At 58.5% G+C, this 13,247-nt stretch carries 9 protein-coding genes; 4 read left to right on the forward strand and 5 right to left on the reverse strand.

The window, feature by feature from the left end; all coding sequences use genetic code 11:
- Nucleotides 1–139 precede the first annotated feature (139 nt).
- Complete coding sequence (locus tag OHL20_RS21965; protein ID WP_263385442.1) at nucleotides 140–1,198, reverse strand: nucleotidyl transferase AbiEii/AbiGii toxin family protein; 1,059 nt, start codon at nucleotides 1,196–1,198, stop codon at nucleotides 140–142.
- Nucleotides 1,195–1,932, reverse strand: coding sequence for a type IV toxin-antitoxin system AbiEi family antitoxin domain-containing protein (locus tag OHL20_RS21970; protein ID WP_263385443.1), 738 nt, complete (start codon nucleotides 1,930–1,932; stop codon nucleotides 1,195–1,197). The genes OHL20_RS21965 and OHL20_RS21970 overlap by 4 nt, the downstream gene beginning before the upstream one ends.
- Before the next feature lie 867 nt (nucleotides 1,933–2,799).
- Between OHL20_RS21970 and OHL20_RS21975 the strand changes: the two genes are divergently transcribed.
- The gene (locus OHL20_RS21975; RefSeq protein WP_263385444.1) at nucleotides 2,800–4,623 is read left to right on the forward strand and encodes a restriction endonuclease; all 1,824 of its coding nucleotides are present in this window, start codon (nucleotides 2,800–2,802) and stop codon (nucleotides 4,621–4,623) included.
- Nucleotides 4,624–5,128: 505 nt separating this feature from the next.
- Here OHL20_RS21975 and OHL20_RS21980 read toward each other — a convergent pair.
- Nucleotides 5,129–6,409 (reverse strand): site-specific integrase, encoded by a 1,281-nt coding sequence (locus tag OHL20_RS21980; RefSeq protein WP_263385445.1) that lies wholly within the window; start codon nucleotides 6,407–6,409, stop codon nucleotides 5,129–5,131.
- A 307-nt stretch (nucleotides 6,410–6,716) separates the two neighbouring features.
- On the opposite strand from OHL20_RS21980, the gene OHL20_RS21985 reads away from it, so the two are divergent.
- On the forward strand, nucleotides 6,717–7,985 hold the full coding sequence (locus tag OHL20_RS21985) for an ABC transporter permease (RefSeq protein WP_263385446.1): 1,269 nt from the start codon (nucleotides 6,717–6,719) through the stop codon (nucleotides 7,983–7,985).
- Nucleotides 7,986–7,987: 2 nt separating this feature from the next.
- Complete coding sequence (locus tag OHL20_RS21990; protein WP_263385447.1) at nucleotides 7,988–9,247, forward strand: ABC transporter permease; 1,260 nt, start codon at nucleotides 7,988–7,990, stop codon at nucleotides 9,245–9,247.
- 258 nt (nucleotides 9,248–9,505) lie between these two features.
- Here OHL20_RS21990 and OHL20_RS21995 read toward each other — a convergent pair whose 3' ends face one another.
- The gene (locus OHL20_RS21995; protein WP_263385448.1) at nucleotides 9,506–9,769 is read right to left on the reverse strand and encodes a hypothetical protein; all 264 of its coding nucleotides are present in this window, start codon (nucleotides 9,767–9,769) and stop codon (nucleotides 9,506–9,508) included.
- Between the two features lie 244 nt (nucleotides 9,770–10,013).
- A complete protein-coding gene (locus OHL20_RS22000) occupies nucleotides 10,014–12,536 on the reverse strand; it encodes a transglycosylase SLT domain-containing protein (RefSeq protein WP_263385449.1) in 2,523 nt (840 codons plus the stop codon).
- A 90-nt stretch (nucleotides 12,537–12,626) separates the two neighbouring features.
- Here OHL20_RS22000 and OHL20_RS22005 point away from each other — a divergent pair, with 90 nt between their 5' ends.
- Nucleotides 12,627–13,244, forward strand: coding sequence for a sigma-70 family RNA polymerase sigma factor (locus OHL20_RS22005; protein WP_263385450.1), 618 nt, complete (start codon nucleotides 12,627–12,629; stop codon nucleotides 13,242–13,244).
- Nucleotides 13,245–13,247: the final 3 nt, after the last annotated feature.

Genomic DNA, 13,247 nt, shown 5'->3' on the forward strand with positions numbered 1-13,247 from the left:
GTTATTTCCACCCGTTTGGAATCCAACTACCATTATGCTTTCGCGTGCTCTATTCAGAATTATTTTGAGCGGAACTTGACCATGAGGCTCCGAACAGAAGATTTAGAGGCATCTCTTAACCTCGCCATCCTGCCAGAATTCAATGTCGCCGATTAAGACGCTGTTCCAGCTCTGCGATCTCCGCAACCACCGCATCTACGGCGGGTATCGGACCGAAGACCATGCCAGACATGGCTTCATAGTCACGCCGCAGATCGGCGAGCATCCCGTCATGTGGAGTCAGCGCGAAGCTCCCGGGAACGGCGGAGGCCAAGTCAAAATCGGGCCGGTTGAAGAACATCCGCGCATGTCGCACGCAGTCCTCGGCCATCTCTTTAGCTTCCGTGGCGTTTCGGCCTGTCTCCGAAGCCAAGAGCCGGCAGACATCGTAGTAGTGGCGCGAGACGCGCTGCCCGCCTCCCTTCAGTTCGCCACGATGGTCCCACCAGCGGCGCAAACCATGCAGGATAACAACCTTGTCCCAAAATGTACGGGCGGGGTCAACAGTCGTCACGTTTCCAACCGCCAGGTTCAGGTTTGGAAGATCGTATGCAATGTACGGCTTTACGATGACGGGAGCATGAGGGTCAAGGGCGGACTTTGCGCCCGATTCGATCTTGATGGCGCGACGGATGTACGCATTGCCCTCAGCGGTCGCGCTGGGATACCAGAGAAGCAAGCTCTGGCCGTCGGGGTCGTCTGGATCGGCTTCCACGCGCGCCCGATCCGCCTTTAGATTTGCGGTCTGGAGCGTCTGCCGCAGCAGCACGCTCAACCGCTCCAGCATCGGCCCTTGAATGTACTCCTGGCAGGCGGCTTTGATGGCCTCCAAGCGGGCGTTACGTTTCTTGCCGCTCAGAGCTTCCAACTCCTCAAAAGTTGCGGGCTGTCCAATATCTTCCCGGAAGACGGTGATGTCGATGTCTTCGGAGAACCGTTCGATCAAGCCGTAGCCTTTGGAGAGCGAGGTTCCGCCTTTGAAGAGCAGGCGCGGCCCACCGGCCTCCAATTCATTGAAGAGCGCATCGAGCGTCCAACAAACCCAGAAGTCTTTTTCGATGTTCTGCTCATTGGTGCGCAGGCGGTCGGCAGCGCCAACAAAGAGGTCGCGGCGCTCCTCGTCGCTCGCGGCCAGTACGGTTTGAAAACCCTCGGTCATCGGCTGCTCGAACCCCTCGCCTTTTTGATGATAGAGGCCGGTGCCGGGGCGCGTCTGGAGGGCTTCCCTTTCTCTGCCAGCGGCGACGCTCCAGCGTTCGCTTGCTGGAGCAGGTCGCGCACGATCACCCGCATCCACTCCGGGAGTGCCGACAGGCCGCTGCGCAAGTCGTCCTGAATGGCCCGTCCATGATCGGGGTCTCTCAGAATGGAGACAAGGCGCTTGCGGAGGCTTCCGTCGTCGGACGGAAGCATATCGCGCAGCCAATGAAGCGCCTGCACAAAGCGCATGGCGGGACGGCCCGCCCAGTAGAGGCGGCTGGGCGCGGCGGCCTGAAAGTCGAGAGTCAGGTTGCCGAGCGTGATGGGTCGCAAGCGGCCATCGGTGAGCACGCCGATACGCGCCGGAACGGCGTCGGTGAGTCCAAGATCGTTGGCGGCGGTGAGGCCATCGACCACCACTCGAACCTTACCCTTACGGGCCAGCGCGTCGATCACATCGCGCGGGTTGGGGTAGGTGAGCTTTCCGGTAAGCCGGTTGTCCTGGGGTGTGTCGTAGAAGCCGCGAGCGATACGCCGCAGGTCGCCGGAAGCAACAAGCCGGTGGAGGGCCTGATCGACCGCAGTGCGCGGTCCCAGGTCTGCGAAGTCCTCCGGTGTCCAGACGCGCGGCTGCGCCGGGGCGGAGATGCGGTCCCGGATGGCGGCTGGAATGCTGGATGCAGGAGTAGACATGGATGGCCTCATGTCAGATAAATGCAACAAACTTCTGACTGCTTCAGTATAGCTCTATGTCAGAAAAATGCAACAAACTTCTGACTGCGTTTCCTGTCGGCTTCCCCCGCTCACATATTCCAACCGTCGGCATTCACCCGCTTGCCCGCGGCTATAAGTAGCCCGCCGCAGAATTTTTGCAGCCCCCGCGCTAGTTCCTGCCGACGCTAAGCACATAATCTTCTATTTTTCCCGCGTGACACCGAAGTTCCATTGTATCAATGACTTGCATTGACTTCTATGCGGCAGTAATATTTCGACAGTCCCACCGTTGTCAAGCGAACTGGGCAACCAGTCGCGGGGGTGGGACGGCAGAACAGTGAGGCAGACAATGTTGTCCATTTTGTTGATTCCGGAGCCGAATGAATCGGCCTCCGGTCAAGAGTTCAGGCTGAGGCTGGAGCGAGAAACGCAAAGGTGGTGGAGTAAGTTCTACGAGTCCGTTCCGGACAAGGACGAGCCATTTCCCAATGCCCTCAGCGGGCACTTTTCAATGGTATCTGACTGGCTCGGCAGGTCAGCATGCGGACGTGTGCTGCGCCTCAGTCTAAAATCCGACGGACGGTTCCTAGACGCTACCAACGCCGATGCGGCTGCTGGGCTCATTGGTACCGGAGAGACTCTCGGAACGCTCGCAGCAGCATTCGCCGATTAATCGAATCGTTCCTTTGACGGCAGCGCGAGCGCGTGTCCTTCCTGTTTCCGGCAACTTTTTGCGGCCTGATACAGGCCCCGATACTCCTGCACTACCTCCGGTGCGCTCCTCGGGTGGCGCACCGATTTCGACAGCCGGCCCTCGCCTGGTAGTTTGAAAGGTAAGATCACGTCATGCCCGAGGAACTGGCCCTAATACTAGTTGTGCTTGGCGTCGCGGGATGGATCATCTACGCGGTCGTAAAGGCCGCATTGGACACAACTCGGGCTGCTCACAAAGGGATCGCCGGATCTCTCGCTAGAGCACGAGCGGCCCGCTTCCAGAAGAAGAAAGCACGTCTTCAAGCCTTCGTTCGGATAAACATCCCCGCAGAGTTGGAACGCACTGCCCGGACAATCGCCAAGCTCGAGGCCGTGTTCGCGGACCGACGAAGCGACTCGAAATGGGTGGCGCATCGTCCAACGTGGCAAAAGGTGACGTTTAAAGCTTTTGCTGCACCAAAGCAGAATCCGCAATCGACCGAGATGAACGTTGGGGAGCTTCACGCGATCCTGCGCCCGAATACTGAGCCGTGGCACGAGAAAGAAAGTAGGATGTTGGAACGCAACTGTTTGTATCCGTCGCAGCCTCCCTCATCCTCTCAACGTGCCGAGCCTGAAGCGTTCGCTCTTCCTGAAATATCGATGGATTCCGCTGTCTTTGAGCCAAGCTCGCCAAATATCCGTGAGACGGATTTGGATCGCTTTTTTGGCAACGAGCGCAGAGAGGTGGAGCAATACAACGAGAAGCGCCGACTGTTGCTCTCTAAATACCAAGAGCTTGCCAACTCTGTGGCCGTGTGGAACGAGAGCGAACGACAACAGTGGAAACAATATCGTGATTCATGTACCGCTTCCGAGAACGAAGAGCTGGCAAGGTTCCAGGACGCGGCGCGGGCCTACAAGCTTGAGTGCAGCGCAGAGAACACCCGCCTGCGCGAGATACTCGACGGTTTTCGTGCAGGGCAGAAGCAGCAAGTATTACAGCGACTAGGTTACATCCTTGGTTCGATCGAATGGCCGGTATCAATGCCGCACGTCTGGCAAGTCGATTATGACGAAGAGCAGCACATTCTCATCGTCGAAATAGAGCTGCCGAATATAGTTCATAGACCACCAATCAAATTCGTCGAACAGAGGAGTGGCCTTGTTGCAAAGCCACTAAATCAGAAGGAACGTGGTGAATTCATCCCACAGTTTCATCCAGCCATCATGCTCAGAGCAGCCTTGGAGATATTCCGGAATGCCGAAAGCAGCGTCGTTCAGCTCTTGGCTTTGAATGGTTGGGTCAGTTTCCACCATCCACATACCGGCCTCGACACGAGAGCATACACGGCAGCTCTCCTTGTCGAGCGCGAGCAGATCGCTTCCCTGAACCTCAACAGAATTGACCCTCTGGCAGCCTTTCAGGCGCTGAAGGGCAAATCAGCAGGAAAGTTGATCGAGATTATTCCCGTCGAACCTGCCCTCAATATGAAACGGACGGATTCTCGCTTTGTGGACGCCAGAGACGTGTTGGATTCCCTCGGAACCAACACCAACCTTGCTGCAATGGACTGGCAAGACTTCGAACACCTGATTCGCGAGTTATTCGAGAAGGAATTTTCCGGGCGAGGGACTGAAGTGAAGATTACCCAAACGAGTAGAGACCGAGGAGTCGATGCTATTGTCTTCAATCCTGACCCAATCCACGGCGGCAAGTACATCATCCAAGCAAAGCGCTATACCAACACGGTGGATGTGAGCGCAGTACGCGACCTTTGCGCTGTCGTCCGCAAGGAGGGTGCGTCCCGTGGGATTCTCGTCACAACCAGCACCTACGGAGCCGATGCATATAGCTTTGCGAACAATGAACCGATCACACTCTTGGATGGCGCTCAACTCCTCGGGCTCTTGCAAAAGCACGGCTACCAGTTCCGAGTCGATCTCGCCGAAGCGCGACGCATGAGAGCTGAATAGACTGGGAAGTCGCAGCCGCAATCCGTCATTGATGACTTCACATAAGCGGAACGTTCGTATGCAAGCGACCTACGGTTCCTGGCCCGGTGCCGGGCCGAAGCGGGCCGGTTCCGGCCCCAAAACATGCCAGGATGGTTCCATCCTGGCCCACGTAGGAAGAGGGTGTGGTGCGGGCGGGGGGACTTGAACCCCCACGACCTGTTAGGGTCTGCGGATTTTCATACCACTTCGGCTTTCGCCGCCCCGCTATGCGAGTTCGTGGTCTGGACTATCCCTTCACCATTCCTCGCGAGAGGTTTAGGTGCTGCCCATCTAGTCTCTACACCTTCCCGAAAATATCCGGGCTTGGCTCGGGATTGCCAGTTAAGGTTTCCCCGACTTTGAGCAGTTCTACTCCGCCGGTTTCCCTGGCGGGCACTCAATTCCTTAAGTCCGCTGTGTCTGCCGATTTCACCACGCCCGCGGGCAATTGGCCACAACCCATCATAAAGCAAGCAATGACGGTCTACGCTTCTTCAGCCAAGCGAACGGCTTTCACACGGCCAGGGCCTTTCTTCGAAGTCGCCTTGTTCTTTGGACGCGGCCTCATGATGTTGATAGCGGAAGCATCGAGTCGTGTCTTTAGATGGGCTGCGTAGTATTTCTCAATCATCTCCACGCTTGTCCGACAGTTCTTGGCGATTTGATAGATGTCGGCGCCTTCGAGGAGGCGCAGGCAAATGTACGTGTGGCGCAGACTATAGGCCGTTCGCGGCCTACCGTCGCGATCGGTGCGAAGCTTTTCTTCATCAAGAATCGCATTAAATAAATCGCGTGGCCATTTCGGAAACAGAAGATCGGTAGGGCCGGGCTCGTGCCACTCGCCCTTGGCTATGGATGCAGTACGACTACCTGACCTCCCCGGTCCCCCATTGGGTCGTGTCCGGGTCTTCAACCGCTCGAACGGATGCACGGCACCCGCCGTGCTCTTGCAATAGCCAACGCCTCGCTTTCCACGTACTTCGATCTCTAGGATGGTTTGGCCGCTGCCCTCGTCTTCGACCACCGTGACATCGCGAAACTCAAGACGCATTGCCTCGTCGGGACGGAGGCCAGTATTGGCGGAGAACAGAACATAGTCGTGAAGTTGCTCCGCTTCCCAACGAAAACGGGGCTGCTTGGGATCATGCGCGCGTTTTCGCGTCGCTTCATAAAGCTGCTTGTACTCTTCCGGCGAGAACCACGCTCGATGAGAAATTTTGGCCGAAGCGCGATAGGGTGCCGACAAATCCGGCAGATGATCAATCCAGCCGTGGCGCAGAGCCGTCTTGAAAATCTGGCGCAACGTCACGATCTCCTGGTGCATGGTGTTATGCGCGGGCGGCTTGCCACGCTGCACCTTACACTCTTCGAGGCGATGGATGCGGTATTCATTGATCTTGCCAGCGGTAATCTCTGGAAGAACCATGCTGCCGAAGAATGGAACCAAGTGTCCGTTTGTCCGTGCGTGCTGTCCGCGCGCATAGGTCGCGCTCCGCTGTCCCTGCGTCATGATGTCGAATTCGCGCAGGTACAACTTCGCGGCTTCGCGGAATAGTTTTCCGCTTTTCAGCTCGCCGTCGCGGAGCTTGCCGCGCAGTTGCAAATACCAATCTTCTGCGACTTCCTTTGCCTTCGAGAGGCTGTCTTCTTTGGTGGTTGTGCGTCGATTCTTCCCAGCCAGAAAGCTCGCGCACTGCCAGCTTGAGCTATTGGGACGCCTGTAGATGTGGACCTTGCCACCGAGGATCGTGAACCGTTCGGACATGAGCGATAACCTCCGCACACATCTTGAATATCACAAAAAATGTGTAAGGGTTGTGCCTGTCGCTATGGAACTACATCATTGCTATAAGTCTTTATTTATCTTGTATTTATATGCAATTTAGATATTGACTCATACGATTTTAAGTCCGCTGTGTCTGCCGATTTCACCACTCGGGCGCTTTCCTATCTTAGTGCATGTTTCGGAGCGAATGTCAGGGTCGGGAACCAAGCGCACACGACATACGTAGAGGTATCAGGATCAGCGTACCGATCCCCCACAACACCTTATGCCTCTACGCGAACTCCTCATGCAGACGTTATCGGCCCTTTGGCAGACGAAGCTTCGCAGCTTTCTGACGATGTTTGGCATCGTCTGGGGCATCACCTCCGTGATCCTGCTGGTAGGACTCGGGATCGGCTTCAGTGTCGATCAGAAGGAGCACCTGAAGACAATCGGCACGGACATCGCGATCATCTTCGGCGGCCAGACTGGCGCGCAGGCCGGAGGCTATGCCGCAGGCCGCAAGATCCGCATGACGATTGATGATGCGGTCGCCATCCGGGACCAGGCCACGCTCATCAAGACCGTCAGCCCGGAGCTGATCCGCACCGTCGCCGAGGTAAGCCAGTGGAACGCCTCGAACCGCGCCGTCCGCGGGGTCTGGCCGCAGTATCAGAAGTTTCGGTCGCTTACTGCGGACCAGGGACGCATGATGAATACAGAGGACGAGGCAACCGGTGCGCGCGTCATCGTGCTTGGGGCGGACTCAAATCGACAGCTCTTCCCTGGCCAGAAGGTGATCGGCGAGCCGCTTATGGTCGCGGGCTATCGTTATACGGTCATCGGCGTGCTCGAAAAGAAGAAACAGAACGGCAGCTACGGCAGTGGACCGGATAACACGCAGCTCTTCGTGCCCTACTCTTCGATGGCGCGGGACTTCCCTGCCGCCGCCGACGCGCCGCCGGACGAGAAGCATCCGGATGGGGTGCCGGGTGTACTCCGAGGCACGTTGAATGACATCGTCATCGAGCCGGTCTCGCCCGAGCAACACGAGCTAGCGGTGCTGCAAGTGCAGCACATTCTCGCCGAGCGGCATCACTACGATCCCGACGACAAAGAAGCTCTCTGGATCTGGGACACACTCGACGGCTCGAAGTTTACCGAGCGCATCTTCGGTGTCATGACGCTCTTCTTCGGCGCAGTGGCCGTGCTGACGCTGGCTCTGGGCGGCATCGGCGTGATGAACATCATGCTCGTCGCCGTTACAGAGCGGACGCGCGAGATCGGCGTCCGCAAGGCGCTTGGTGCGCGGTCCGGCGACATCAAGCGGCAGTTCCTTGTCGAGTCGGCGATCATTACGCTGGTCAGTGGCGTTGCCGGACTGCTGCTTGGCGTCAGCGTCTGTATCGCGATGCGCTTTATAACGCTGCCTGACTTCGTACCGCATCCGGTGATCTCGCCGGTCGCCATCATCGCCTCTCTCTCAACCTTGACGCTGATCACGCTGCTTGCCGGAACTTATCCCGCACTGCGCGCTGCGAAGCTCAGCCCCATGGAATGTCTGCGGACGGAGTAGCGATGAACTTCCTCGAAATCATTCGGCAGAGTATCGACTCGCTGCTCCGCAACAGAACGCGCTCAGGTTTGACCATGCTCGGCATTGTCTGGGGACTGGTGACGGTGGTGCTGCTGCTGAGCTACGGGCAGAGCCTCGGCGCTGGTATCCTCAATGGCTTTCTCGGGATCGGCAACAACGTCATCATGCTGTGGGGTGGCCAGACGAGCATGCAGGCCGGTGGCGAACGGGCCGGTAAGCGCGTCAAATTCCTCGACGGCGATGTCGAGGCGGTGCGCGATGCAGTGCCATTTCTCAAGGCCGTGAGCGCGGAGACGGATGACGGCTTCAGCTTCAAATATGGGCCGAAGGTCGTCAACATCCAGAGCAAGGCCATCGACTTCGGCTATGGCGGAATGCGCCGTCTAAACATCGCCCAGGGGCGCTACTTCGAGCCGGCTGACTTTTCAGAACATCGCGCCGTCGTAATCTTTGGACCGCATGCCGCGCAGAAGCTCTTCAACGGCTTCCCGCCAGTGGGTGAGACGGTGCAGATCGATGGGCACAGCTTCCTCGTGATCGGCGTGCTGCAAACGAAGATTCAGGACTCCTCGAACAACGGACCGGACAACGAGAACGCCTTCATCCCCTTCGACATGATGCGTGACCTGGCGAACCAGCGCGACCCGAACATGATCGTCTTCCAGCCTTCGTCACCGGAGATGCACCTGAAGGCGATCGAGGCAGTCCGGGCGGTACTGGCCGATCGCCACCACTTCGATCCCAAGGACGAGAAGGCCGTGAGCGCGTGGGACACGATCGAAGATTCGAAGGAGATGATGCAGTTCTCGACCGCGCTCGAGGTGCTGCTGGGGATCATCGGGGCCATGACGCTGGGCGTTGGCGGCGTGGGCGTGATGAACATCATGCTCGTCTCGGTAACGGAGCGGACACGGGAGATTGGCCTGCTGAAGGCGCTGGGTGCGCACCGAAAGGACATCCTGACCCAGTTTCTGCTGGAGAGCCTGACGCTGACGTTTCTGGCCGGACTTGCCGGGATGATCGTCGCCGTCGCGGTGGCCTGGGTGATCCCGCCGATGCCGCTCTACTCAGACATCTACAAGACGGCCAACCACGAGGGCGACATCATCCTGCACCCCTCGCTATCGGTCATGGTGGTGTCCTTCGGAATCCTTGCGGTGGTGGGAATCGTCTCTGGTCTCATTCCAGCTTTGCGAGCTTCGCGGATGGACCCGGTTGTCGCATTGCGGCATGAACAGTGAAAAACGATACAAGATGCTGAGCGTAACCCGTTCACTTTGAGCTACTTAGCTCTTTCGACGCCCTTGGCTGAGGCAATATCGACAGATAGTAGAGAAATCGTGCTCAGAACCAGGAGGAGAAGAGCTATTTCCGGTGCATGGAGAGACGATTTCAGAAGGTGAAATCGCCATGGTGAACCTGCGTCGTTGTACGATCCCACCCTTCCGCGAAACGACCGCGGAAGGGTGGGCACCCGGAGTTCGATGGCCCATTCAGGGCTAGTGCGGCTTGCGGTAGCGAATGCTTTCTTTGCCAAGGAAGTATTCGGCGGAGCAGGTGTCGGAGCCGCAGATCATAGCTTCGAGGCCAGTGTATTGTTGTTTGGTGATGAGCCCGAGGCAGCCGCAGCCTGGGCAGGCCAGGACGGCCCAGTAAGGATTTTTTGCTTCACCCATGTCGCCCGGGTTCTCCAGCAGAAACATCGTGCCCGGCTCCATCTGCTCCGGGATCCACTCTTCCAGAAACTCCAGCTCCGCTACCATGCCTGTCCCCTTACGTTCGGTTTCGTCTCACGGTTGGACTCTTGTTCTTGTGTTTGGTGGGTGATGGTGGCGCTCTCCCGGGTCGCACGCGATGCACAGGTTATGGTGCAGAGCATATCGCAGATTGTGGCTGTGGATTGTCTCGATTTGTGAATATCGGAATCTTGGATGGTTCGTGAGGGAATGCGCCGGACCTTTTTACATTCCCAAACTCCCAAGGTCGGGAGATGGGACACCAGGGCTTCTATTTTGAGGGGTAGAGTTGCCGGTACATCTCGCGGTTGCGCAGGATGGCCTGGACGTACTCGCGGGTCTCTGTGTAGGGGATGGACTCCACGAACTCGGGAATGTCTTTGTAGTCGCCGGTGGCCAGCCACGCGCGGATGGGCGTATCGCCGGCGTTGTAGGCGGCGAGGGCGTACTCCTTCTGGCCGCCGAAGCGGTCGAGGACGAGCTTCAGGTTCATCGTGCCTAGTTGGAGGTTCGTGACCGGGTTGAGAAGCTGGTTCTGGTTGAAGTTCTTCATCCCCTGCTTCTTGGCCATGGCCTTACCGACAGAGGGTAGAAGCTGCATGAGACCGTAAGCGTTGGCATGGCTCACGACGCCTGCGTTGAACTCGGACTCCTGCCGGATAAGCGAGGCGACGAGATAGGGGTCGAGGCCGTTCTTCTCCGAGTTGGCGACGAGGTCGGACCAGTAGGGCTGCGGGAAGAGGAGCCGCCAGTAGATGACGGGGACCTCATCGAAGGGCAGGCCAAAGAAGGAGAGGCCGCTGTGCTTCATGGATTGCAGCGAGCGGGTGTACTCGCCGAAGGAGGCGTAGATCTCGGCCTGGGCAAGGGCTCCCCACTGGCTGGATGTTGGGCTGGCGAGGATCTCAGGCCCGATGTACTCATTCAACGCGGCGTTAGCGAGGAGCCGGGCGCGGATGAGGTGTACGTCGTTTTCGGGAAGGTCGCCGGTAAGGTCGGGTATCTCGGGCGGCTTGACGCTGGCGAGGAAGACGGCGGGCTCGGCGGGAGTCTGCGAGCTAAGAACGGCGAGGCGCTGCCGAGCGAGGATAGCGTAGTAAAAGTTCGGGTAGGCATCCGAAACAGCCTTGTAGTAGTTAACAGCCTGTCCGAAGTTGTGCTCCTCATCCTCCAGGATGCGCCCGCGCCAGTAGAGGGCGCTGGGGATCTCAGTGCCGCCTTTGAAGGCCTGGATCTGCTCATCCATCAGGCGGGCTGCGTCGGCATACTTACGCAGTCGGTAGCTCATCCATGCGGCTCGCCAGTGGGCTGACGGGGCATAGGTGCTGTTCGGAAAAAGGTGAACAAGCTGCGAGTAATCGTTGATAGCGTTGGCAGCGTCGTGCTTGAGGAGGTACATGTTACCGCCGGAATAGAGAGCCTCTTCGAGCCAGCGGCTCTGTGGATAGCGCTGGACCATCTGGGCGATGAGGGCATCGTGACCGCTGAGGTTCCCCTCGTTCCGGTCGAGTTCGGAGAAGAGGTAGAACTTCAGGGCGGCGCTGTCGTCGCTGGTCTCAGGAAGAGCTTCGACCTCGCGGCGATTGAGATGCTTTAGCTTGAGATCACAGACGGCGACGTAAATCTCGAGTCCGTTGCGGTCGGCAGTGCTGAGGCTGGGGTCATTCTTGCCGATGGAGTGGTAGTCGTCGGAGGCCTCGGCGTAGTGCTTTGCATCGAAGAGTTGGTCGGCGTGGGACTTGCGTTCGGCAGCCGTAAGCTGGACGCCCATCGCCTGGAGCTGCGTCTTCGACTGGCCAGCCTCATAGCTGAGGGGCAGCGTCAGGTAGATGCTGCGATAGATTGTCGCAGCGTGGCCGGTGTCGCCGGAGAGCTGGTAGGCGCGGCCAAGGGTGTAACGAAAGTCGCCGTGTGCCGCCTGCGGGGAGCTGGCGAGCGGCTGGAGGACGGTAAGCGCGCCCTGCGGATTTCCCTGCTGGATGTAGGCGTTGGCGAGCAGGACGGGTGCGTTGGCGACGAAGATGCTGTCCGGATGGCGGTCGGCGAAGTGGTCCAGAAGTGCGTAGGCGTCGGCTCCGTGGGAGGCCTGTAGAGCAGCCTGCGCGCCGAGATAGTCGGCGTAGTCGTCGAGCGCGTTGCCGGCGGTATTGGCCTGGCGATAGGCGTTGACGGCATCGGCGTAGCGATGGTCGAGCATGTACGCGTGGCCCAGCGCGAGGTAGGCGGTCGCGGCTCCGTCGCCCGGATGCGAGCGTCCGTAGCTGAGGACGCCCTCGTACGCTGCGGCAGAGCGTGTCGAGGCAAGCTGCTGAGCCATGGGGCGAAGCTGCGTGGAAGCGATGAAGGCGCTGGTGAGCTTGCGGCTCTGGGCCGTTGGGGGCGGTAAGGCTACCCTTGAGGCGTGGCGGCCGGGTACGGGCTTGACACCCTTGCCAGCGACTTTCTTGCTTCCGCGAGTCGATGCGGTGGCCTTATGCGCGGTCTTTGCCGTGGGCTTGGTAGTGGTCTTCTTTGCCGTTGAGGCATGCTTTTTTGTGGCTGATTGGGCCGGGGCTGCGTGCAGCGGTGCGCCGGAGGCTACAAAAAACGTGGCCAGTCCCAGCAGAACCGTTGTTGTTACGTTGTTCAAGATGCGCACTGTATGTCCAGCTCCTGATTCCACCCACAGTACGACTGTAAGCTGCATTCCTGACTGATTGGATGCATGCTGACCTTCGGGAACCTTGGCAGGTACACCTTTGTCGGGGGTCGCGAGAGGAATGTGGACGCCGGCCCTCTTTGCCTGTGAGGTCATAGGCGTTACACTGAGCATGCAGTGTTTGCAACGCAGGCTCCCCTGTAAGGTGTTTGTGTTCAGGTCTGTGCAAGCGCTGTTTTGACCTCTATGCCTGCTATTCAAGCTCCAGTTACGGAAGAGATTCACCCCGATGTAGCGCTGGTTGCTCGCGCGAAAGAGGGAGATACGGCTGCGTTCGAGCAGCTGGTGCGGCAGTATGACCGCCAGATCTTCCGCGTCGCACAGCATATTACGCAGAATCGGGAAGACGCTGAAGACATTACGCAGGACGCCTTTCTGAAGGCTTACGAGAAGCTGAACCAGTTCCAGGGGAACTCGAAGTTTTCGACCTGGCTGGTGCGCATTGCGGTGAACGAGAGCCTGATGCGGCTACGCAAGCGGAAGACGAGCCGAACAGTTTCGATGGATGAGGACGTGCAGACGGAAGAGGGGTCGATCCCGCGCGACTTCTCGGAATGGCGGCCGAATCCGGAGCAGCAGTACGGGCAGGCGGAGCTGGCGGACATCCTGAAGAAAACTATTCAGGGACTTCCTCCAGGATTCCGAACCGTTTTCACTCTCCGTGACATCGAAAACTTATCTACGGAAGAGACCGCCGAGGCGCTCGGGCTGAGCGTTCCGGCTGTCAAATCGAGACTCTTGCGGGCACGACTTCAACTCCGCGAACGATTGAGCCGATACTTCCGTCAGAAGAAGGAAGCGTGATCC

It is taken from the genome of Granulicella arctica, assembly GCF_025685605.1.
Lineage (GTDB): Bacteria > Acidobacteriota > Terriglobia > Terriglobales > Acidobacteriaceae > Edaphobacter > Edaphobacter arcticus.